Origin of the sequence: Serratia sp. MMO-28 (genome assembly GCF_037199905.1) — a bacterium.
GTDB lineage: Bacteria > Pseudomonadota > Gammaproteobacteria > Enterobacterales > Enterobacteriaceae > Chania > Chania oryzae.
This window is the reverse complement of record NZ_JBBCVB010000032.1, coordinates 1-22160: the sequence shown is the minus strand read 5'-3', so window position 1 is coordinate 22160 and position 22160 is coordinate 1. Positions and strand designations below refer to the sequence as shown.

Annotated in this window: 34 protein-coding genes; 33 read left to right on the top strand and 1 reads right to left on the bottom strand. The window is 51.3% G+C overall.

Annotation, left to right across the window (positions count from 1 at the left end; all coding sequences use genetic code 11):
- Positions 1-60 precede the first annotated feature (60 nt).
- From WG891_RS22420 to WG891_RS22295, 26 genes are all read left to right on the top strand, one after another.
- Positions 61-738 carry a tyrosine-type recombinase/integrase gene (locus WG891_RS22420; protein WP_259902839.1) on the top strand — a complete coding sequence of 226 codons (678 nt, stop codon included), beginning with the start codon at positions 61-63 and terminating at the stop codon, positions 736-738.
- 240 nt (positions 739-978) lie between these two features.
- On the top strand, positions 979-1959 hold the full coding sequence (locus WG891_RS22415) for a plasmid segregation protein ParM (protein ID WP_064645555.1): 981 nt from the start codon (positions 979-981) through the stop codon (positions 1957-1959).
- Between the two features lie 2 nt (positions 1960-1961).
- Positions 1962-2405 (top strand): plasmid partitioning/stability family protein, encoded by a 444-nt coding sequence (locus WG891_RS22410; protein WP_336819762.1) that lies wholly within the window; start codon positions 1962-1964, stop codon positions 2403-2405.
- 9 nt (positions 2406-2414) lie between these two features.
- Positions 2415-2966: a phospholipase D family nuclease gene (locus tag WG891_RS22405; protein ID WP_241365194.1), complete on the top strand. Its 552-nt coding sequence runs from the start codon at positions 2415-2417 to the stop codon at positions 2964-2966.
- Between the two features lie 116 nt (positions 2967-3082).
- On the top strand, positions 3083-3589 hold the full coding sequence (locus WG891_RS22400; RefSeq protein ID WP_232565548.1) for a hypothetical protein: 507 nt from the start codon (positions 3083-3085) through the stop codon (positions 3587-3589).
- The gene (locus tag WG891_RS22395) at positions 3582-4061 is read left to right on the top strand and encodes a hypothetical protein (RefSeq protein ID WP_336819761.1); all 480 of its coding nucleotides are present in this window, start codon (positions 3582-3584) and stop codon (positions 4059-4061) included. Before WG891_RS22400 ends, WG891_RS22395 begins: the two co-directional genes overlap by 8 nt.
- 29 nt (positions 4062-4090) lie before the next feature.
- A complete protein-coding gene (locus tag WG891_RS22390; RefSeq protein ID WP_336819760.1) occupies positions 4091-4486 on the top strand; it encodes a hypothetical protein in 396 nt (131 codons plus the stop codon).
- Positions 4487-4496: 10 nt separating this feature from the next.
- On the top strand, positions 4497-4742 hold the full coding sequence (locus tag WG891_RS22385) for a hypothetical protein (protein WP_336819759.1): 246 nt from the start codon (positions 4497-4499) through the stop codon (positions 4740-4742).
- A 168-nt stretch (positions 4743-4910) separates the two neighbouring features.
- Positions 4911-5174 carry a hypothetical protein gene (locus tag WG891_RS22380; RefSeq protein WP_336819758.1) on the top strand — a complete coding sequence of 88 codons (264 nt, stop codon included), beginning with the start codon at positions 4911-4913 and terminating at the stop codon, positions 5172-5174.
- 21 nt (positions 5175-5195) lie between these two features.
- Positions 5196-5558 carry a DUF3085 domain-containing protein gene (locus WG891_RS22375; RefSeq protein WP_064645549.1) on the top strand — a complete coding sequence of 121 codons (363 nt, stop codon included), beginning with the start codon at positions 5196-5198 and terminating at the stop codon, positions 5556-5558.
- 121 nt (positions 5559-5679) lie between these two features.
- Entirely contained in the window at positions 5680-6129 is a 450-nt protein-coding gene (locus WG891_RS22370; RefSeq protein WP_336819757.1) for a JAB domain-containing protein, read from the top strand.
- Positions 6130-6173: 44 nt separating this feature from the next.
- Positions 6174-6440: a helix-turn-helix domain-containing protein gene (locus WG891_RS22365; protein WP_336819756.1), complete on the top strand. Its 267-nt coding sequence runs from the start codon at positions 6174-6176 to the stop codon at positions 6438-6440.
- Positions 6441-6503: 63 nt separating this feature from the next.
- The gene (locus WG891_RS22360; protein ID WP_336819755.1) at positions 6504-7787 is read left to right on the top strand and encodes a DGQHR domain-containing protein; all 1284 of its coding nucleotides are present in this window, start codon (positions 6504-6506) and stop codon (positions 7785-7787) included.
- 605 nt (positions 7788-8392) lie between these two features.
- Complete coding sequence (locus WG891_RS22355) at positions 8393-8572, top strand: hypothetical protein (RefSeq protein WP_023285836.1); 180 nt, start codon at positions 8393-8395, stop codon at positions 8570-8572.
- A 72-nt stretch (positions 8573-8644) separates the two neighbouring features.
- The gene (locus WG891_RS22350) at positions 8645-9505 is read left to right on the top strand and encodes a DUF4942 domain-containing protein (RefSeq protein ID WP_336819754.1); all 861 of its coding nucleotides are present in this window, start codon (positions 8645-8647) and stop codon (positions 9503-9505) included.
- A 189-nt stretch (positions 9506-9694) separates the two neighbouring features.
- Positions 9695-10033: a hypothetical protein gene (locus WG891_RS22345; protein WP_011091056.1), complete on the top strand. Its 339-nt coding sequence runs from the start codon at positions 9695-9697 to the stop codon at positions 10031-10033.
- A gap of 97 nt (positions 10034-10130) precedes the next feature.
- On the top strand, positions 10131-10361 hold the full coding sequence (locus tag WG891_RS22340; RefSeq protein WP_011091057.1) for an Hha/YmoA family nucleoid-associated regulatory protein: 231 nt from the start codon (positions 10131-10133) through the stop codon (positions 10359-10361).
- 295 nt (positions 10362-10656) lie between these two features.
- The gene (locus tag WG891_RS22335; protein ID WP_241365211.1) at positions 10657-10893 is read left to right on the top strand and encodes a hypothetical protein; all 237 of its coding nucleotides are present in this window, start codon (positions 10657-10659) and stop codon (positions 10891-10893) included.
- 84 nt (positions 10894-10977) lie between these two features.
- Positions 10978-11388, top strand: a complete 411-nt coding sequence (locus tag WG891_RS22330; protein WP_060436720.1) for a DUF1380 family protein — start codon at positions 10978-10980, stop codon at positions 11386-11388.
- 60 nt (positions 11389-11448) lie between these two features.
- Complete coding sequence (locus WG891_RS22325) at positions 11449-11754, top strand: hypothetical protein (RefSeq protein WP_060436722.1); 306 nt, start codon at positions 11449-11451, stop codon at positions 11752-11754.
- 200 nt (positions 11755-11954) lie between these two features.
- Complete coding sequence (locus WG891_RS22320; protein ID WP_040027871.1) at positions 11955-12395, top strand: antirestriction protein; 441 nt, start codon at positions 11955-11957, stop codon at positions 12393-12395.
- A 43-nt stretch (positions 12396-12438) separates the two neighbouring features.
- A complete protein-coding gene (locus WG891_RS22315) occupies positions 12439-12723 on the top strand; it encodes a hypothetical protein (RefSeq protein WP_011091062.1) in 285 nt (94 codons plus the stop codon).
- Positions 12724-12876: 153 nt separating this feature from the next.
- A complete protein-coding gene (locus WG891_RS22310) occupies positions 12877-13098 on the top strand; it encodes a hypothetical protein (RefSeq protein WP_011091063.1) in 222 nt (73 codons plus the stop codon).
- Between the two features lie 70 nt (positions 13099-13168).
- A complete protein-coding gene (locus WG891_RS22305) occupies positions 13169-13603 on the top strand; it encodes a single-stranded DNA-binding protein (RefSeq protein ID WP_011091064.1) in 435 nt (144 codons plus the stop codon).
- A 57-nt stretch (positions 13604-13660) separates the two neighbouring features.
- Complete coding sequence (locus tag WG891_RS22300; RefSeq protein ID WP_011091065.1) at positions 13661-13972, top strand: DUF5983 family protein; 312 nt, start codon at positions 13661-13663, stop codon at positions 13970-13972.
- Positions 13973-14104: 132 nt separating this feature from the next.
- On the top strand, positions 14105-14641 hold the full coding sequence (locus WG891_RS22295) for a hypothetical protein (RefSeq protein WP_336819752.1): 537 nt from the start codon (positions 14105-14107) through the stop codon (positions 14639-14641).
- Between the two features lie 499 nt (positions 14642-15140).
- Here WG891_RS22295 and WG891_RS22290 read toward each other — a convergent pair whose 3' ends face one another.
- Positions 15141-15536, bottom strand: coding sequence for a MobC (locus tag WG891_RS22290; RefSeq protein WP_336819751.1), 396 nt, complete (start codon positions 15534-15536; stop codon positions 15141-15143).
- Between the two features lie 16 nt (positions 15537-15552).
- Between WG891_RS22290 and mobA the strand changes: the two genes are divergently transcribed.
- The 7 genes from mobA to WG891_RS22255 all read left to right on the top strand — a co-directional run.
- On the top strand, positions 15553-16098 hold the full coding sequence (mobA, locus tag WG891_RS22285) for a plasmid mobilization protein MobA (protein ID WP_336819749.1): 546 nt from the start codon (positions 15553-15555) through the stop codon (positions 16096-16098).
- Entirely contained in the window at positions 16085-18064 is a 1980-nt protein-coding gene (traI, locus tag WG891_RS22280; protein WP_336819748.1) for a TraI/MobA(P) family conjugative relaxase, read from the top strand. Before mobA ends, traI begins: the two co-directional genes overlap by 14 nt.
- 13 nt (positions 18065-18077) lie before the next feature.
- A complete protein-coding gene (locus WG891_RS22275; RefSeq protein WP_004187320.1) occupies positions 18078-18578 on the top strand; it encodes a DotD/TraH family lipoprotein in 501 nt (166 codons plus the stop codon).
- Complete coding sequence (locus tag WG891_RS22270; RefSeq protein WP_004187315.1) at positions 18575-19354, top strand: type IV secretory system conjugative DNA transfer family protein; 780 nt, start codon at positions 18575-18577, stop codon at positions 19352-19354. Before WG891_RS22275 ends, WG891_RS22270 begins: the two co-directional genes overlap by 4 nt.
- A 10-nt stretch (positions 19355-19364) precedes the next feature.
- Positions 19365-20528, top strand: a complete 1164-nt coding sequence (gene traJ / locus WG891_RS22265) for a plasmid transfer ATPase TraJ (protein ID WP_040027864.1) — start codon at positions 19365-19367, stop codon at positions 20526-20528.
- The gene (icmT, locus tag WG891_RS22260) at positions 20518-20778 is read left to right on the top strand and encodes an IcmT/TraK family protein (protein WP_336819747.1); all 261 of its coding nucleotides are present in this window, start codon (positions 20518-20520) and stop codon (positions 20776-20778) included. The genes traJ and icmT overlap by 11 nt, the downstream gene beginning before the upstream one ends.
- A 24-nt stretch (positions 20779-20802) precedes the next feature.
- On the top strand, positions 20803-22160 hold a 1358-nt coding region (locus WG891_RS22255), incomplete at its 3' end, for a toprim domain-containing protein (protein ID WP_443006495.1).

The following is a 22160-nucleotide window of genomic DNA, read 5'->3' as shown; positions in this document are numbered from 1 at the left end:
AACACTTTCCCCCTGCAAATTTCTCAGAATTTACGTAGCGACGCCATCGGGACCGGGCGCGTGACATATGCCTACTTCGATTATGCCGATGCGCTGGCGCTGCGGGAGATGGCCAGCCAGGCTGATTTACCCAAATACCTGCTGGCCCCGGAGGTGTCGGTTTTCCTGCGGTATGTGCCAGACCTGCGCCAGCAGGTCCTTTTCGACACCCTCTGGAACACGGGCGCACGCATTAATGAGGCGCTGGCGCTGACCGGCGCCAGCTTTCAGCTTGACGGTTCCCGACCGTTTGTCCGGCTGAAGACGCTTAAACAGCGTCAGCGCGGGCGTGGCAGACCGGGCAAGGATGAAGAGGTGTTCCGTATTGTTCCTCTGACCGATCCTCAATATGTCAGGAAGGTGCGTGAATTTCTGACCACGCTGCGTATTGGTAAACAGCAGCTGCTCTGGCCGGTGCAGAGTGATAACACGCCGCGTAACTGGATCAGGAAGGCGCTGGACCTCGCTAAAAGTGACTCTGTCACTTTTAGCATCCCTGTTACCTGCCACACGTTCCGGCACAGCTTCTGTATGCACCTGATCCAGCATGGGGTTCCACTGAAAGTTGTGCAGGCTTATGCCGGGCATTCCCGGCTGGAAACCACAGAAACCTACACGCGCGTGTTTGCGCTCGATGTCGGCCGTCAGTATGGCGTCCGATTCAGCCTGCCAGACAGTCATTTAACGCTTCCGGAGTAATCCGTATCTCTCCCTGTTATTTCTTTATAAATCTAAATTAACCCCTCATCTTTCTATATAAGGCCGTTTTCAGGGCGGCCTGGCTGTCTTTTGTTGATTTTTATTCGTTATTTTTCTGTATTTTTCTATATTGGTGCGTCTTTTTGTCTTTACACGTCAACAGGGATGCGTAATAATCCATTTGAAAGCTGTATTTTTCCTGATTGCTACGGTTTTTTTCTAAATAATGTGAGGTTCAAAATGCGTATTTTTGTTGACGACGGTTCCACCAACATCAAACTGGCCTGGATGGAAGAAGGCGCAGTGAAAACGTTGATCAGTCCGAACAGCTTTAAACCGGAATGGTCCATGACACTGCAGGGGCTGGCTGATTCAACGGTGCCGGCTTCCGCCAACTATGAAATTGACGGGGAAAAGTACAGCTTTGACCAGCTGAGCCCGGATGCCGTGCGCACCACGGAAACCCGCTATCAGTACAGTGATGTGAACGTTGTCGCTATCCACCACGCGCTGATGCAGTCCGGCATTGAACCGCAGCCGGTTGACATTGTGGTGACGCTGCCGTTGGGCGAGTACCTGGATGAGAACGATCAGCCTGATTTGGCCAACATCGAGCGGAAAAAAGCGAACGTGAAGCGCGCGGTGGCCGTTCAGGGGCGTGAGAGCTTTACCGTGCGTAAAGTCAGTGTGCTGCCAGAGTCGGTCCCCGCTGGCTTCAGTGTGCTGAAGGATCTGGACGATCTGGACTCCCTGCTGATTGTGGATATCGGTGGAACCACGCTGGATATCGCGCACGTTCGCAGCAAAATGTCCGGCTTCACCAAGACGCATTGCGATCCTAAAACCGGCGTATCCATCATCACCGAAGCCGTAAAACATGCACTGGATACCAGCGTGAGTACCCGTACAAGTTCGTATTTTGCCGACCGTCTGATCCAGGCGCGAAATGACGAAACGTTTCTTTCCCGTTACCTCCAGAACGCTGACCAGCGGGCCCAGGTGATGAAGGTACTGCATGAGCGTGAAAAAGCCCTGACGCACCGTGTCACCGATTCAGTTGGCCGCTTTGCCGGTTTCACGCACGTCATGGTTGTCGGTGGCGGTGCCAGCCTGGTCGCCGGCGCAGTGAAGCAGGCCACGGGGGTGAGTGACGATCGCTTCTTCGTCAGTGATAATCCGCAGTTCGATCTGGTTCTGGGTATGGTGGCAATGAAGGGCTGAGTATGACTGATAACCGTAAGTGCTCGTTTTATATCTACCCGGAGCGCAATGCGGCGGACCGGGTAGCCGATGGCTTTCTTGAAAAACTGCCTCAGAAAGAGCGTGGCCGCGCGATGCGCGCCATGATGCTCTGTGGCGCCGCGCTGATGAAACAGGACGAACGCCTGCCGTTCCTGATTGCTGAATTTCTGACGGAGAGCACCTCGATGCAGGATATTCAGCGGATTATCAGCAGTACGCTGCCGCAGCAGGATACAGGAGAGGTGGCGCGTCTGGTTGAGGCATTTCTGCAGGCCACCGGCGGTGGCAGCAATACGGTGTCGCCGACAGGCGGCGCTGCGCCGGAAAACAGTCCCGCCGTGACTCCCGAACCGGCCGCACCGGAGGATAAGAATCTGGAAGAAACCCGTAAGAACGTCCAGCATCTGTTCCCGGATGATGATTAAGGGGGCAGGGTGAAAAAATATTTACTGTTAACCCTGTCCCTCATCGCCGGCGCCGTGGCAGCAAATCCGGTAACAGCGGCCGGCAATGTTCAGGCGCAACCTGTAGCTGAAGTGAAAACCGGGTTTTCACCCGGCGGGACCGCATTAAATCTGGTTCTGGATTCAATCGATCACGCGCAGCATGAGATTCTGGTTGCAGCGTACAGCCTGACCAGCCGTCCTGTAGCCGGCGCGTTGCGTGCTGCAAAAAAACGGGGCGTATCGGTGGTGGTGGTTGCCGATCGCAAAGCGAACGACAACCGGTACACCGAAGTGAACTTCCTGGCCAATAACCGCGTGGCGGTGCGGATCAACGATAACTACGAGGCCATGCACGATAAATTCATGGTCTTTGACCGTCGCGCCGTATTGACCGGCTCGTTTAACTTCAGCGCCAGCGCAGTCAGTCGTAATGCGGAAAATGTGGTGCTGATCAGCGGCGCGCCAGCAGTAACTGAAGCCTACGTGAACGAATTTTCCCGTTTGTGGGGCGAAGGAAAGGACGTGGCCCCACGGTACTGACCTACAGCAGCGGCAGAAACTCTGCCGCATTATTTTTAACTTGATTTATATGGCTCATTCGTCGTATCATCAAAGCTCATTTTTCGGTAGCGCCCCGACTGGCGAAGGAGTAAACCATGCAATCATTCCCCCTGTTCGTTTCCCGTGTCGTACCGGTGATCACCAATGGCCATTGCCTGCGGCAGCGGCGCTGGTCCCTGCACAACACGTCATGCCAGATTGACCTGAGATCAGGAAGTCACCTGCGTTCACGGCCTGTCTGCACGCTATCCAGACGGGAAATCAGCAACCGGCCACCGGCTATGCCCCGCGGTTACTGGTTCAGGCACTGCAGCCGGGATGTCATGTTTACGGGGCGCATCGATCAGGCAGAACATATGAAACAGGTCTATTACAACGAAGGCTGGAGCGGTCCGAACAAGTACACGTTTGAAGTCTATCAGCTGGAGAACGGGAGTTACCGGGCGCTGGCCCGCAAATGGAATGGCAAAATCAACAAGGTGCAGCAGGAAACGCAGTACCTGTCTGACACGCGGGAGGGGCTGAAGCACCAGGACTATCCCCGCACGCGCCAGGTGAAAATTTTTCTGAATTCTGACTTCTGGGAGAAGGGTAATGATTAAGATGGTTAGCGTCGTTCCGCAGCCGGAAACAGTGAAGACGCTCCGGGAAAAAATCGGCATGACTGAAACCGCATTAGGGGCAGTCATGGGGTACGAACTGCGCGCCTGGCAGCGTAAGGAAGCTATCAGCGACGACCTCAGCCAGTACAACAAGACCAGTCTTCGCCCAGGCGAATATAACATGCTGATGCTGATCGCCGGCGTGCATCCTGATTACCGCCTGAACAGGACGTTCAGCCCGGATGATATGGTTAAAGAGCCCGCCACGGCCGAAGACGTTCGCCGCCTGCGTCTGGCGCTGGGGCTGAAACACGCTGAAATTGCAGCGCTGTTTGGCTATAAGCCGGCGTCATGGCAGACCAAAGAGAAGGCGGGACAGCGTGGCGTGAAGCTCAAGACCGGGGAATTCAATTTCCTGTTACTGCTGGCCGGTGAGCATCCGTCACTGCAGCTGGTTGATAAAGTGAAATAAGACCAGCGGCCGACCTGATAGGACCCCTTATGAACACAACACGCCGAATGTTAATGCTGTATGCCTGCCTTATGCCAGTGGCTCTGACAGGGTGTGATCTGTCTGACTATTTCCCGAATGTGTCACAGCCCGTGCCCGTGATTTCGCCTGGCTATCAGGTTGACATTGATGGCCACCCGGTCCGAATATCGGGATTTGATGACTGTCCGCAGGAAAAAGATGAAGTCCGGCACGCAGCTGCGCAAGATAAGAAAGGCTGCATTGTGCTGTCTGCTGAGCGTTCCGAGGTGAAGGTCAGAATGTATCAGCCAGCCGGTGCCGTCACTGAAACCTGGCGGATCATCCGGGAAAAAGACGCTCACCGGAGCGATATTATTCGCCTGCAGCGCCCGAACGGCGCGTTTGTGATGGCGGCAAACCTATAGGAGGTGTGCTGTGCGACAAAAGCACCTGCGTTATGATCCGCTGAAGCCATATCAGCGCATGTGGGCTGAGCGCCGGGCCAGAACCCGCCAGCCTGCCATTGTCAGAGGCCCACTGGTGGCGATAGGCGTGCTGGGTGTAGCCTGGCTGCTGCCCTTCATCGTCAGCCTGCCGTGTAAGCCAGGTACGATCCTGCTCGCCTCGATGCTGCTCGCGCCCTGTGCCGGGGTATATGCGATGCGCAGACCGAGGTATTAGCCATACAGCCCCGTTTAACGGAAAAATTTACAGGGGAAGGAGTCACCTTAAACCAGGAAAATAACAAAATTAACTTGATTTATATGGCTCATTAGACGTATAATGATTACATCGAAAGGCAATCCGGACTTTCGACGGTAGCGCCCCGACCGGCGCAGGAGTCACCTTATGACTGCTCTCAATTCTCAGCAACAGGCTGATGTTGCCCGCTATATCCGGGAATATGGCAATAAAACCGTTATTTCCCCTGAATGGACACTTATTTATTTCTCGCTGTGTCAGTGTGAATTAAATCAATCGCATGAAGCCATTATTTTTCATAATGGCCGACCAGCAGGGCTATTTCTTCTGAATGAAACAGGCGAGCTCACCGAACTTTATCTTCTGGGGTCGCTTTCTGACATTCTCACCGCCGCTGCGGTCAGCAAATAGCTTTCAGGGAGTAAATACACTATGACCATGCAATCAGAATTTTTATTTACTGATCCTATGCTCAACGTCGTTATAGCAGAAATTAAGCGTTTTAATTGCCCGCTTCTTTTCGTCAAAGATCACGGCGTGTATGTGATGGCGGCGAAAGGTGAGAAAAACAGTAAAGGGATGCGTAATGTCTGTTATGCCAATGGCTTCAATCCGGATACAACGGATTTTGACGAACTCTGGGACCGTATGGAGGCAGCCTGTGGCGGAGATGATTTTTGCGAAACCCTTGCCTTCGATACAAGATCGATTGAACTTCTCAGCCGCGCGAAACCTTATCTGAGAATTATGGTTTCAGATTCGATGCTGGAAGTTATTACCGGGGGGCAGAAATAAAACCATAAAAGCCCGTTAAATCGGGCTTTTTATATGTTGCTGTATTTACATCTAGGACAAAATGTCCTAATATATATTTGTGGCCGGGCAAGGTGCTCAGGTCCCCTACCGAGGGAAATATATGAAATTTTCAGCAGAAGAACTCAACATTATCCGCCAGGCGGATGCCATTATTGCCGGCAAAATTACCACAACGGATTTTATCACCGGTGCCGACGCCGCCCGTTCCTTACTGCGGTTTCGTCTTGCTGCAGAATCACGCGAATCATTCTGCGTTTTCTTTCTGAACTGCCACAACGGCGTGATTGCGTTTGAAGAACTGTTTAAGGGCACTATCAGCAGTGTCACCGTTCATCCCCGTATCGTCCTGCAACGCGCCCTGCATCATAATGCCGCCGCCGTGGTACTGGCGCATAACCATCCCTCCGCTTCCACTGAACCCAGTCAGGCTGACAAGCTGATCACCGAGCGTCTGGCGCAGGTGCTGGGGATGGTTGATGTCAAAGTCCTCGATCACCTGATTGTGGGCGGCAGTGATATTTACTCTTTTGCTGAACATGGTCTGATTTGACAACCGCGGCCGCACGATGGTGCGGCCGGCTCTGGAGGCTTGCTATGGGCAATAAATATACCGTGCCGCTTAACGTGGGCGCGATCCGCGAAAGCTGTTTCCGTCCCGCTGACAAATGGACCCCGCCGACGGGGGAAGAGCTCCGCTATCTGCTGGAAAATGTGCTCAACCTGAGTCAGGAAGGGCTGGCACGATATGTTGGTGTGAATGGCAGAACGGTGCGCCGCTGGGTGAACGGAGAAAGTGACATCGCGTATTCCGTCTGGTGCGTCCTTTGCATCGATGCCGGCTTACCGCCGATCTGGAAATAGCCGCGCAAAACACCGACGCGCAAACGTGCTTCCTGAACGTATCGGATATACGAAGGAAATATTATGCATACTGATAACTATTTTTTCAGAGTACCGGCCACACGCGGAATACAGGGCGGCATAGAACAATACATGCTGACGGTTCCTATGGTCGTGTTACGTCGTATTCTTGCTATGGACAATGATGGCGATGTTATGGATCGCAGCCAGCGAGAAGCGAACAAAACGCGGGCAAAAAAAATACGCAATTATGTCGCCGGTGCGACATCAAAACGAGCCCCCTATATTTTGCCGTCAATTACCGGAAATATTGATAGTCATGTTGAATTCCTTCCCAGCGAACTCTCGCCGGCAGTGGGTATTCTTAAAATTCCGATGGACGCTGATTTAAAATTATTCGATGGTCAGCACCGTGCGCTGGGTATTTTTGAATTTGTACGCGATTATTCCAATACGGAAGATACGATCAGCTTGTTGCTTACCGTTGGCCTGCCACTTGAGTTACGCCAGCAGTTTTTCGCAGATATTAATAACAACGCGAGCAAACCGGCAGCGGCGATCAGTATGGCATATAACAACAATGATCCGGTCAACCAGCTGGCAATGCATCTGGCCCGAACCGTCACCGGGCTGGCGGGCACAGTGGATTTTGAACACAACGTGGTCCCGGCGAAAAGCTCACGGCTTATCAGCTTTAAAGCGCTGAACGATGCGACGAAAAAAATGCTCAACCTGCGGTCCAACAGCATTCCCTCGCCGCAACAGCGTGATATGGCAGAAAGACTCTGGACTGCCTGGGCGCAGGCGATGCGCTGGAATGATATTGCCCAGGATGATATCGCCGCGGAGTACCGTCAGGAGGCGCTGGGACTGCATGGCATCATGATTAATGCGATCGGTATGGCAACGGCCAGGATGTTACGGCACAGAACCCCTGAAAGCATCGAGAACCTACTGGCCTGTGCTGAAAACGGTGACAACGGTTTTCATTATCGGGAGTCGTTTGTACCTGAGTGCTGGGAAGGGAAGTGTGTTGATCCGGAGACTGGCACCATCAAAACCGACAGGCGGGCGCTCGAAGCAACGGCTGAAGCGTTGCAAAAGCTGATAGATCCGTTCGCAGATGCGCTATGGTTGCGTGATTACCTGCCAGCTGAAGAGGCGAGTGATATGGCATTACTGAAATATGCAGACGACATCGAGAATTATAAGCAGCGTACTGCCGTGCCGATGATAAATATCGTGGAGAAGCTGAAGGCGCTGGGTGACGGCGAACCGCAGTTCAGAGCGTCGGTGCTGGCTTCCAGTGAAGGACTGAGCCGCTATCTGGCCGGGGCTGAAGGCTGACGCGGTGGTTGCCGCCTGCAGGGCTATACGGGCATCGAACCCGTATTGCCCTGTAACGCGCTGAGCCGCTCTCTGAGCGCTTGTTTCAAAAACCTGTACCCAACTCGCCTCTATTGATTTGACGTGTCCAGCCGGCCATTCTGGCCTTATCTGATGTTATTCCGACATGGCATCTGCCAGTTAACCTATTTCTGACATCCGTACCGTGTGTCTTCCCTGTTCATTTCTGCTCAGTTGCCGGCGTTTTCTGGCAGGCCTGTCGTACTAAAACACCTCTGGGCCCCTTCGGCTCCTGCCCGTCGGGCAGTCGTCAGCCACACTCCGCTAGCCAGGCAAAGCCTGGCAGCTCCGCCGAACCCCCTGCGGGGTTTCGGGCTATCGCTAGTGTCTGATGCCTGAACCCCTGCACCATGCCGGTAAAGTGCTGCCAGCTGGCTGATGGGGATCTGAAAGCAAAATTTACAGGGAAAGGAGTCCGGGAAAAAACAAAAGAAATTAATCAGATAACGCTTGATTGTTATGGCTCATTAGACGTATAATAATCACATCGAAAGGCAATGAGGCTTTTCGCGGTAGCGCCCCGACTGGCGCAGGAGTAACAAATTATGAGTAAAGCACTGACCCCTTCCCAGCTTAAAGCTGAACTGGACACGCAGAAAGATGCGCTGCTGAAGGCGTGCCTGTATGCCCTCAACGAAATCCCTAACCGCCGTTTAAGTGGTCCGTATTCGTCCACGTATGCGCTGGCCGCGCAGGTCAGTAAACTGCTTCAGAGCTGCAAATAATCATTGATGGGCTGGTATTGCCAGCCCTGTTCAACGCTAACGGTAGCGCCCCGCATGGCGCAGGAGTCTGAAATGTCCTCTAAAAATACACTCCCGTCGGTCGATCTGATGTCCTGCCAGCATGGCGGTGACGTGATCCCGTCCATTGCTATTGAGCGCATCATCTCGTTGCGGAATGAAGGTATCCGTGTCTATCTCGACGGCATAGACAAGCTGCGTGAAGCGCGCGCACTGATGCAGCAGGCCGGAGGCTGTGAGTACCTGTATGACTACGACAACGCCGTAGAGAGCGCTATCAGAAGGAGTGATAGCAGGCCAGACCTGGCCGAAACGGCTATTTCCCGCGTTATCGACGGAAAAATCTGGGATCGGCTGATGACGGAAACCGGCATGTATACGCTGATGAGCAACAAGCAACGTCAGGAATGGGATCGGCAGGTGGCAGGCAAAGAAATGCCGCCGATAACGCTGGATAACGTTATGAGCACGTTCCGGCACCTGAACGAAAGCAAGGCGGATACCTTCACGCAAGGGCTGATTGATATCTTTAAATCCCTGTCATGGGATTATAAAACCAATAACCCCTGCATGTTTGGCAAGCGTATCATCATCGCGCCGTTGCTCGATGTCTGGCGCAGCGGCTGGGTTCGCTTCAGCTCAGCCGGGCATAGTAAAATTGACGATCTGGCGCGGCCGTTCTATGTGCTGGACGGGCGTAACGTGCCTGATTACCGTGTTTCTGACGGTGCCAAACTGGATGCCTTTTTCAGTGAAAACCAGTTCAACGGTAAGGTGTTCGAGAGTGATTACTTCAGCGTGCGATATTACAAAAAGGGCAGCGCGCACATTACGTTTAAACGCCCGGATCTGGTTGAGAAGATCAATAATCTGGTCGCCAGTCACTATCCTGGGATGTTACCCCCTCGCGTGTAATGCAGACGGCAGGCCGCATTTGCGGCCTGAAATATAAACAGGGAAAGGAAGTATTCCCCGGCCTGAGAAAATCATGCCGGGCATGTATTTATTGCTTGATTGTTATGGCTCGTTAGACGTATAATAATCACATCGAAAGGCAATGAGGCTTTTCGCGGTAGCGCCCCGACTGGCGCAGGAGTAATAAACATGGCTATTCAATCCCTTCAGTTCCGTAACGGCTCCGTTTCTCTTGGTGATGTTTTTGTTTCCAGCTGGGGTTATGAGCAGACAAATACCTGTTTCTATCAGGTGATCGCCCTGCGCGGTAAGAAAACCGCCGTACTGCGCCGCATCGCTGCGCAGCAGGTGAAAGCAGACAGTGCGATGTCTGGCGAGTTAAAGCCGGTTTTGAACGAGTTTAAAGGCGAACCCGTGACCCGTCGCATTCGTGAAAACCACGAGCATCCGTCTGTCAGCATTGACGAGTACGAACAGGCTTATAAGACCGATCCTAACGAAAGCCATTTTTACAGCACCTGGGGCTGACCGCCTGCTACGCCCCGCAAGGGGCGTATAGTCGAAGACTTATTCAACCAAAACGTGAATACTATGAGAAATAACAAGGCGCTCAGGACGCAGATACATGGCGGAAACAGTTTATCAGGCGCGGAGGCGTTTTTACCTTCTCCGTTTTCGGCGCAGCCGTAACCCGGACACACTGGAAAAAATGTACGAATCCATGCGGGATCGTGGACAGGTGCCGCCGGAGGACTCCGAGGCTTTTGAGGCTGCCGCCGACCATCGCCGCGCAGAGCTGGCATCGGGACGCATCTGGGATAAGATCCCGCCGCATGTCTGGCAGTATGTAAAATAATCACAGCGCCCCCACGAGGGGCGTTTTTTTGCTTGCAATCATGGCTCATTAGACGTATAATGATTTTACTGATTCAAATCAGTACCTTCCTAAACAGCCTTACAGGTGCATTATGACCTCTTCTGAAATCCTCCATAACCTCCCTCAGATTATCACGGCCGTGGCCGCCCTCATTACAGCCATTACCGGGCTGATTAAAGTCATGAAGGATAAGGGTAAGGACTGAACTGCCGCAGGGGGCGGCAGCCCCCTGCATCGCTAACCGGCAGCGCCCCGACTGGCGCAGGAGTGAAAAATGACAATGCTACATATTCGAGAAATACCCACTGATGGCGCGCCGCCTATCTGTGCAGGCCGCTCAATCTCAGATGATGACCTTTGCGCCTCATGCCAGCATCTCGACTATCGCCCTGGGCACCTCAGCGCCTGCCTGCTGTCAGGTTGCGGGCGTGACGACTGGCCTTCAGAACTGGATGAAAACGGCTACAGCGTTGCCTGTAGCAGCTATGAACGTGAAAAATTGCTTGATTAATATGGCTCATTAGACGTATAATAATCACATCGAAAGGCACCCGGTCTTTCGCGGCAGCGCCCCGACTGGCGCAGGAGTTTTACAATGCACGGTAACGTAAATGAAATTTGCGCAAGGCTTCTCGATAGTTTTGAACCACAGCAGCGGATCAGCCTGCTGATCTGGACTGCTGAAGATGTCCATGACTGCACCAGTGGTATGAGCCTCACTGACGATGAGGCCGAAGCCGTTCTGGCAGAAATCGCGGAATGCAGTTCACACAGCCGCTATGGCGTCGGAAAAGATACCGTCTGGAGCCTGGCAAAGCAGGTGCGCGAAGATGCCGCCCGCGATCGAAAAATTGAGGTCAATGCCGAGGCATTGCAAAAAGTCGTGGCGCTGGCGGCGCAGTTTATCCGGCTGGAAGAGATCCAGTCTGGTGAAGGAGCTGCACGCCGACTTTATCCGCAGGAGTCTGAGGCGCTGGAGTGCATCACGAAAGTGATTAACGGCTAATTCACGCAATAACGCAGCGAACTTTCACGGCAGCGCCCCGACTGGCGCAGGAGGAAAAACATGTCCCAGAATGAAGCCTATTATGAAACGCTGGCCCTGATTGAAAAGGGGGAATGGAGTTTCGGCAGTATGGACGAAGAAAACGAAGAGCGGGCAATCAAGGCCGCTAAGGCGCTGGCGCTGTTTGCGCGCCTGAATGAGCAGGGCAGCGACGGACACCCGGTTTCCGAAATCATCGTTGATTTTATCGCTAACCTGATGCACCTGGGGGAAGCGATAAATTTTCGTGTGCTCGATGAGGAAAGCGCGGTGATCCCGTTGGTCAGGATCGCAGCCGTACACTTTAACGCTGAAACAAAGTCATAGTAATCATGTGAATCAGAGGGGGGCAGGCGTGATCCTGCCCCCAAAAATGGACAGGGGAAAGAGTTCTCCCGCCTGAAAATATTCAGGCAGGCGGGAATATTTTGCTTGATTAATATGGCTCATTAGACGTATAATAATCACATCGAAAGGCAATCCGGTCTTTCGACGGTAGCGCCCCGACTGGCGCAGGAGTACAGAAAATGTCTACTGAACTGAATCAACCCGCCATCACTGCACGCATTATCCCCAATAACCGCCGCATGGCCTTTCTGCCACGCCTGTTCGGCGCCTGGTATCTCACAGGTGAGGCCGGTGTCTACAACCACGCACGCTCTCTCTGCGCCGATTATCAAGGCGGTTCCTGGGAGTTCGTCGAACTGTCTTGCGGTAGCGGCTTCATGTACCCACTGAGCGCAGAGCGCTTCACGGTATCGGTTAGCGGTAACTGGTTCGAAGGGGAACTGTCCGCAGAAGCTACCGGTATCGTGCTGACCCTGTTCACCCTGAACCACATGATCTGGCACGCACATGAAGAAGGCTATCAGCACATCTGCGACATGCTGATCACCCAGCAGGAAAAGCTCAAATTATATGCCGACCAGCACGCCGAAGCCGGTTTGATTTACCGCGCGATTGACTGAAACGGCGGCCCCCGCGAGGGGGCCAATACTGACAGGGGGAAAAATGTTAACACTAACTGATATTCGCGCCAGCAATACGGTGCTGGTTACGGAATTTGGCGGCGTGCGTGCTGTGCATTTCTGTCTGCATGAAAAATTAAGCGGTAGCGACAACGATCTGTGGTTTCCGCTGGCCAATGGGGCCGACCTGTTCGAGGCGCTGGAAAGCATTATGTGCATCAATTTTGCCGCTGCTAACGTTGTCTCGCTGGAGTTCCTGCGGCAGAACGGGAAGTGCAAAGACTACCGGATCACCTACAACAAGGCCAAATTCAAGCCATTATGTTAGATTTCTGGTAGTATTAAATGTTCATATTTGAACAAATTTAATTAAAAAAATACGTCTGATGAGTTGATAAAATGGCTCATTAGACGTATAATTATTACATCGAAAGGCAATGAGGCTTTTCGCGGTAGCGCCCCGACTGGCGAAGGAGTTGAAATGAAAGAAGCAGACCAAAAAAAAGTGAATGCCGTAATGGCAATTGCTGATTATCTCGGTGTAAAAAATCAAATCGAGGTGATCGAATATTCAGCCGAATCAGTGCAGGTAGAGTGGCGAAATCCTAAAACAAAACAGCTTATTCATCGTGATTACACTTTTGCAATTTCCTTTGTAAAAGACTTTGAAAAAGCCCTGAAATCGAACGTGAAGTTTTACTGATAAAGGGGGGGGAAATCCCCCTTAACCCTCCCATTTTTTACTGATAAACATCAAATATATGAGGTGTATTATGTGGAAACGTGGCGAAAACAAAGTGATTCTGATGGGGCGTGCTGGCAAAGATGCAGAAGTGCGTTACACCCCAAACGGAACGGCCATTGCGAGCCTGACGCTGGCTACTGAAATCAGCTACAGCGACAACGAAGGGAAGGAGCAAAAAGAAACGGAATGGCATGATATTGTCATATTTGGAAAGAAAGCTGAAGCAGCTGGGAAGTACTTCAAAAAGGGTATGATGCTGTATTTTGTCGGGCGCATTCGTAATAACAAATGGCAAGGGACAGACGGCAAAATGCGCAGCAATAAGGAAATTGTGATCGATAATAACGGCGAAATGCAGATGCTGCCGGGAGCTGGGCCACGTAACACCAGTGCTGAAGGTCTGGGAGGTACTGAAAATCATGATGAACCGCCGTTCCCGGATATGAATGATTACCCGCAGTGAGTATTTGAGTGAGAACGGCCCGCAGGACGTGGGCCGCCAACCCAGAAGGGGGGAAGTATGAATATTAGTGAACAATATCGTGTGGCTGTCGTCAGTACCGGCCATGTAAAAAAAGAAGACGCGGAGCTACTGGATAAGGTCTGTAACGATGACTTGTCCGGTGAAGGTTTATTCTGGATCGAGAAAAATCGCTATGGGTGGATATTGCGTATTTCTGCTACTGAACAATGGCGTGTGGAATTAACCAGGGCGGGGATCAGTGCAAGTGCTTTGGATAATATAGCCGCGTTAAATGGTGCCGGGTTCGACTGGATTTGGTTTGACCGGGATGCAGAACAGGTGCCAGAACTGACCGTTTGGGAGTGGTGAACTGGTTAAAAATATGCCTCGAAAAGGGGCATTTTTTTCTTGATAAGCATGGCTCATTAGTCGTATAATAATCATGAAGTTTAAATGATGGTATTGATTAAAACGCTCTGTAAATAACGTGGAGAGAATATTATGGCGACCTTATACCCCTATGAGGTTTATACCCTTATTGTGTCAGAATTAGTCGTTAGTCATTTTAATGATGTCGCTTTGGTATATCCGGGAAGCGAAGAAATTAAAAAGAACTATGACAGTGAATTAAGTGCTGTACAGGTAGTTAATGGCATCAGAGAAAAATTGATTGAAGATGGTGTTATACAGTGCGAACAGTGCCCACTGCTATCCGAGTGGGATGAGAACAAGGTTATCAACCAGCTAATTAAAGATTACCGCCTGATTCTCAATCGTGACTATGAACTCAACCGTGTTCGTCAGCAGCTGGCCCCGGAGCTGATCGCACAGATAGAAAACTGGAAAGAGCAGAAGTATTCCGATTCTGCGAAGGAATACGAGGTGATTTATGAAACCATCAACATCAATGGAAAGGAGGTTACAGGCAAACTAAACGTGGTAGCAGTAAGTCGCTTTGATGCTGTCTTTATCGTAGGGCAGCGTCATGCTAACGATAACTTTTTGGTACTGGACGTGAAGGAGGTGAAGAATCATTGAATACCAGAAAAGGTGCCGGATTGCGCCAACAATCCGGCTGGGTAGGCAATTTAAATTGTGAGGTTCAAAATGCCGTTGTGGATTATACACTATGCTGAAGATGTCGCAAACGGAGTGCAAACAAAGTCGCATCCGATGAACGCAGCGCAATGGGATCACTTCCGTTTCTGGTTGGCAGTGTTCCGGCGGATTAAAGAAGCCGCGATGTAATCTGTAACTGTCTCAGGGGCGCTGTATGCGCCCCTTTTTAATATCTGTGCCCGACTCCTTTCCCTGTAAATTTATTGGGATCAAGGGCGGATCGTGGCCCTGAACGTGCGCACTATTGAGCGCTGCATCGCAGCGGAACCGGAAAAATTTTTCCGGCCAATGAGTGCCCTTGTCACCGGAACGGTGACAAGTATGCACGCTCAATTACACGAACAGGCCGCACCCATGCCCGGCCTGACAGGCCGGGAGCTATATCATAATGTGGGATGCTATATGCGAAAGGTGAAGGTTAATACTGCGGACCTGAAGCGTCAGGATTCTGACCTGTAGAGCCATTTTGTGTGCGCTGCTCTTCGTCAACTCCAGTAGTTTTTTTTCGGCTGTTGTTGGTTCGTTTTTTTCCAATTCGTCCGGCGGTAATGTCCTTGATATCACGTAATGTTACATCTGAAAAACCCGCATCGTTGAGGAATTTCAGTATCTCTTTATCTTCATATCCTTTCGAATCTTTCAGCTTTTTAATGTCAGACTTAAGCTCATCGAGTACGTGCTTTTTCTCAAGCCTTTCTGACGTCACATCAGGCAAGTCGTCGAGAATGCTTTTGAATTTTCCGATGTCCTCACTGCTATAGAATGCTTTCTTTTTTGCAGGCATATGCCCTCCCAATAATGTAAAAATCGCCATGCCGAACCGGAGAAAATTGCCCCAGGCTATTCAGGTGATTTTACATGATGCCCGGTACGATTCAATTGGTCTTCCTGCCAGGCTCTTCGCTGCTGGCTTTCAAACCGCGCCGATGGTAGAATTCAATGAGGTATTTAAGTACGGGACAAGATGTGTTTTTGGAGTACCGCCGACACGCGGCGGCCATCCAAAAACGTCTTGGTCAGGGCAAGCCCCGACACCCCCTAACGAGGTTAGCTATCTGATGAGCCGTAGCGAGAGCAGAAAAACAGACGATCGAATCCAGGTGAGATGTTCCACAGAAGTGAAAGCTAAACTCACCGAAAAGGCCCATGAAGCAGGGCTTAGTCTTAGTCAATATCTTATCAAATCTGGGCTTGGAAAGCGCATTCAATCGAAAGGGAATTACAATGCACTTGCCGCTCTTGTAAAGATAACAGCCCTTCAAAAACATCTGTTTAACGAAGGTGCCGGGATTCATAGCAAGGAGTATTCAGAGATTCTGATCGAGGTGAAAAAGGCCGCACAGAAACTGCAACAGGAGATGGATGGTGATACCTAAAATCATTGAGGGCCGAAGGGATAAAAAGTCCAGCTTTGCTCAGCTGATTAAGTACATGGCAGACAAGCCGTCTCAGGAGTTGACTGATACTGTTCAGCCTACTCCTGAGACGGCTTTAGCTGTTAAATCGGATATGTTTGAAGGGTTGAACAATTATCTGATCCGTAAGCAGAAGGTGATCAGCACACCGGTTGATGTTGAGCCAGGTGTACAGCGTGTTGTGGTTGGTGATGTTACCTGCCAGTACAATACCTTCTCGCTTGATGGTGCAGCACAGGAAATGAATTCTGTTTCCCAGCAAAATACACGCTGCAAAGACCCGGTCATGCATTATGTTCTCTCATGGCCAGACTATGAGAAGCCGAATGACGATCAGGTTTTCGATTCGGTGAAGTTCACTCTTGCCTCTATGGGCATGTCCGATCACCAGTATGTTGCAGCCATTCACCGTGATACCGATAACCTGCATGTGCATGTTGCCGTTAACCGCATTAATCCCCAAACGTATAAAGCCGCCTCATCGAGCTTCTCTAAAGACACACTTCATCAGGCCTGCCGCTTACTTGAATTGAAGAATGGTTGGACCCATTCAAACGGCGCATATGTGGTTAATGACCGTCAACAGATTGTCCGGAACCCTCACAGTAAGAAAGAGCGGGGGAACTGGCGCTCACTCGATCGCATCAACAAGATGGAAAATAAAGAGGGTGTTGAAACGCTCTATCGCTATATCGTTGGTGATGAACAGGTAGGCGGTAGTCGTCAAAACTTGATCCATGTTTCAGCTGGGCTTCGTGAAGCCAAAAGCTGGGATGATGTGCATAAGACATTTGCAGACATCGGTCTTCGTGTCGAAAAAGCACAGGGGAAAAAGGGCTACGTCATTACCCACGAACATCAAAACCAGAAGACGGCTGTTAAGGCGAGTCTGGTATTTAACAAGGCGCAATATACCCTGAAGTCGATGGAAGAGCGCTTTGGTGAATACCAGCCATCACGTATCGAACCGGCGAAAGTCTCGGTATTTAAAACTGCATATACCCCTGGTGCTTATCGGCGGGATGCCAATAAGCGTCTGCAGCGTAAAATTGAGCGTGCAGAGGAAAGAATGCTGCTCAAAGGCCGCTATCGTGCCTACCGTAATAATTTACCGACTTATTCGCCGGATAAGGATCGCATCGCTGATGAATACCGGAAAATAGCGCAACATACCCGGTTAGTGAAAAACAATGTCCGTCATTCAGTTTCTGATCCATATACCAGAAAGCTGATGTACAACCTGGCTGAGTTCAAACGCCTGCAGGCAGTTGCCAATCTGCGGCTTAGCTTGCGTGAAGAACGCAACGGTTTCAGGGCGGCTAACCCACGGCTTTCTTACCGGGAGTGGGTAGAACAAGAAGCCCTGAAGGGTGATAAGGCTGCGCTCAGCCAAATGAGAGGCTTTGCCTATTCCTCCAGGAAGAAGGAGAAGTATAAGCAGCAGTTGGTTGAGCAGATCGGGTTCAACCGTACCTTTAACGCCATCACCAGTCATGATCGTGATGATGTGGCCGTAATGGCCTCAGCTCGTCATGGCGTCAAGCCACGGCTGTTGAAGGACGGTACAGTTATCTTTGAGCGCGACGGTAAACCGGTAGCGGCTGATCGTGGCCATATTGTGCTGACAGAAAGTAATGGAATCGACAAAGAGAAAACGGCTGATCTTGCAATTGCATTAACGATTGCAGGCAAAGCCAAATCTCTACGTGTTGATGGTGACGGCGAGTTCAAGGAACTGTGCTGTAATCGTATCGTCGATGCAGCTGTGAACCATAATCACCCTGTCGCGCAGGGTATTACCTTCACAGATGCCGCTCAGCAGGCGTATGCTCAAAACGAGAAACATCGTTTGATTCGTGAGCAAAATAATAGTAAAAATGAAATGCAATTCAGAAGTGAAAACGACGACAAATTCAATCCGAAGTAAAATGGAGTAAGAAATGAAAATCAAAATGCAAACGGTCCTCGCGGCCGTTTCTGTGTTAGCTCTTGCCGGGTGTGCCTCTCAAAGCGAAAAGGAAAAACAAATCTCAGCGCAGCAGCTGGTTGATCAGGAATTGCGTGAGCAAGCCATTAAGATAAAACTCGCACAGGATGAGCTTTATCAGGCCGGAGCCATTAACAGGACCCGTTACAAATTCCCTACCATTATCAATGCAAACAGCCAGTATGTTCGTGTGAGCTGGCAGGGTGATGCTTACGAATTACTGGAGCAGCTGGCTAAACAGCGTGGCCTTCAATTCACCAGTCAGGGGATCAAGTTACCGCTTCCGCTCAATATCGATGTTGGTGGTTCGAAGGTTACGTTTGAACAGTTGCTGACCCTGATCCGACAACAAACGCAGTACCGTGCCACCATCAACCAGAAACCCGGTGAACTGCAGCTGCTTTACCTCACACCATCGAAGAAAGGTTCATTCCTCAGAGGGACCCGCCCATGAAACTTAAACTGATCGTGCTTCTGACGTTACCGCTGCTTGCTGCGAACGTTGCACGCGCGGACGACTCCGATGTTAAAGGTCTGGATTACTACATGGACCCGCCAAGCCAAAGTGACGATGAGGCCGATGTTACTGGCAGTATGCTAAACGACGCAGCGCACACCATTGGATTTCGCGGGGGTAAGGCAGAACGCGCTAAAGAAATTCGCGCCGCGCTGGAAAATCAGCGCAGCAACCTTGATTACATGTATTCGTTCCAGCCGTTGATCTCTTCTGAAGGCTACCTGCCACCGGTCATTGCTGAAGCTAAAGACGTTGCACACATTACCAATGAGCAAATCCGAACGGCCAACCGTGCCTACGACATTGTTGTGCCGGCACGCTTTGTCAGTAACCCTCCGACATGGAAAAGCTATCTTCTGACCGGACTGATGGCGCAGCGGATCGAATTGCCAGAGCCGGCGGCGATGCCGAAAGACGGCAAACAACGTGATATCTGGAAAAAGGCTGTCGCGCTGGGCTGGTCTGACGGCCGCCAAAAAGCTGATGAGATATTCACTGCTAATTTCAATCGCCTCACACGTGATTACACTGGCATGTTGCGCTACAGCACGCTACTGCAGCAGGGCATGATTAAGGCTCCTGTCATCACACAGCAGCAGCAAACAGTTACAGGGGATAAAAACCGCCTCATGCTGGGCGATAAAACGAAACGTATGAAGCAGCAAGCTGAGTTTGACATCAACAAACGCAGCTGGAAACCGACCATACGTTGAGGGGCAGTAGATGGAAGCATTCAATTTTGGTCCAACGCTGACGCCCCAGACGCTGGAACGTTTTCTCGTACACTGCTCTAACAATGAAGTGTCCGATATCTTGTTGCAGGGCGGGGATAAGATCTGGGTAGAACGTCATGGGCGCCAGCTGCCCATGACAGATTACCCAATCGACACCCTGGAGCTGGAACGTACCGTTGATAAGGTGTTCGGGCAGGAGATCAAAGGGACGCTGAAAAGTGCTGCGGTTGTTAATACCGCTATCCAGCTAAGAGGTGATGAAGCGGGCACGATTGGACTCGGACGCGGCGAAACCCGCCGGTTCCGTGCGAACTTCACTCAGGCCGATATTTATAAAACAGAAGCGGCAATGTCTCTGACACTCCGTGTTCTGAATGAGTTTATTCCTCAGCTTAAGCAAATGGGCATTGAGCCGGAACTGTTTAATTCTCTGTTGCCGGCTTCCGGCCTCGGACTGATTTGCGGTGAAACCGGATCGGGTAAGTCAACCCTGATGGCCAGCATCTTCCAGTATTGCGGTGAAACGTACCAGGACCGGAAAATCATCACGGTTGAAGATCCCATCGAATATCGCCTGGGAAGTAGAGACTGGATTGCGCCGGCGCCGGCACAGTCACAGATTGGGCGCGATATAGATTCCTTCCACAATTTTATTACTCTCTCCGGGTTACGTCGTTCTCCGAAAATCATGGGGGTTGGTGAGCTCCTTAACCGTCTGTCATTTGAAGCTGCCGTGCTGGCAGGTAAATCTGGCCATTTTTGTCTCGGAACACTGCACGTCAAAACGGTCGGAGAGGCCATTTCCCGATCATTGCAGAACTATCCGCCGGAAATGCGTGAAGCTGCCGCCTTTGACCTGCTGAGCATCCTTTCTTACATCATCGTGCAACGCTTGCTTAAAACAAAAGACGGCCGGCGTAAGGCTGTACGTGAATACCTCGTCATTGATAACAGTCTGCGCCGCAAACTCTATGACGTTGATTACAGCAAGTGGGGCCGCTACATCGACGACCTGTTGATCGCTGAAAACCGCAGTCTGATTCAGAACGCCTGGGTAATGCACCAGGAAGGTTTGATCGACGAAGCGGAAGTCATAGAGGTTGCAGGATATATGGACTATCTGGCGTTAAAAGAGGGCAAGTATGGACATTAACAAATGGCGTTATGCCGGCCGGCCACTGACGGTTTTTGGTGTGCCTGTTATCTCGTTTCTTGTGTACTTCATCTGGTTTCCGTTCCCGTCAGTAAAAACCTTTGTTATCTGCACCTGTGTGGTTCTCTTTTACGTTCTGCTGGCCATGATGGGCTACACGTTACCGGTGCTGTACCAGGTCATTCTCCGGGTTATCCGCGGGAAAAAACTTACCGGGCGTCCGTGGTGGTACCGGCGCTCTCAGCGATAAAACATACCTACAGGGGTAGACAGTATGGCGAAACCTGAAATTGCAACTGAAAGAACCCGTCTGAGTATTCCCTTTGACGATCGCCAACGTGCAATTCGTGCGGCCGGCAAACTGGCTGATGGCAGTAATGCTCTGGACTACGTGAAGGAAGAAAAGGTGTGGTATGCACAGCCGGGGGCCAACCTGAGCCGGCTGAAAGAGTGGATTTTTGACCCCAATAAGGTGATCGAAGAACCCCCCCTGGATATTCAGTCCATTGAAGATGAATTTACGGCGTGGCTTGAAGAGCGCGGTGCCATTATCAAAGACCCCATAGAGTTCGATGGCCAGAAGCATTATGTCGATACCGTGGATGGTAAAGCCGGTTCAAAAAAGGGGGTGTATGCCGCCTTCCTGGATGGCCGACCTGCAGGGTGGTACAGGGACTATAAGAACGGTGGTGAAATTCAGAAATGGGTATCTACCGGCGCAGCCCCTAACCCTGAACAAATGGCCATGCTCCGTGCTGATGCTGCGGCAAGGCGTGAACAAAGAGCTGCAGCGCAGGCGGATAAGTTTGATCAGACCGCTAACCGGTTGATGGAAGAATATAACCGGCTTCCGGATGCCACGGGAGATCTGGCATACCTGAAAAACAAACAGGTCATTGCCGCTAACGGCCTTAAAGCTGATGAGCGGGGCAACGTTGTGATCCCCCTGTTTAATGCTGATGGCGAGTTCAGGACCCTTGAGCGCATCTGGTCCGACGGTAGTAAACACCTTGAAAAAGACGGCCAGGCATGGGGGAGTTTTTTCGTTGTGGGTGGTCAACTGAAGGATGGTGACAACCTGCTTTATGCCGAGGGATATGCGACCGCTGCCAGTATCAGCGAAGCTATCAATCAGCCTGTGATCATGACGGTTAATGCCGGCAACATGGTTGAAGTTGCTGGCCACCTTAAAGACACCTTTCCAAACAGCACTCATTACTTCCTTGCTGACAATGACATTTATAAAGACGAAAACGTTGGACTTGATAAAGCGACAGAAGCTGCAGAGCTGACTGCCGGCCATGTTCTGGTCCCTGTCTTCAGCAACCCGAAAGAGGGGCTTACTGACTACAACGATTTGCATGTTTCTGAAGGGCTGGAACAAGTCAGATCGCAGGTAGAAGGGGCCATTAATCAAATTAACAGGGTAGACACTATGCCGACTGATAACCCGAACATTACTGACGTTAATCTCACCCCGACGAACAGCGCTGCCGTAGTTCCTGAAGATGCTGCGCCGGTGGCCAGCGCTCCTGCAGTTGCTGAACCGGAGGAAGCCGCGCCGGTGGCCAGCGCACCTGCAGCTGCAGAACCGGAGGAAGCCGCGCCGGTGGCCAGCGCCCCTGCAGCTGC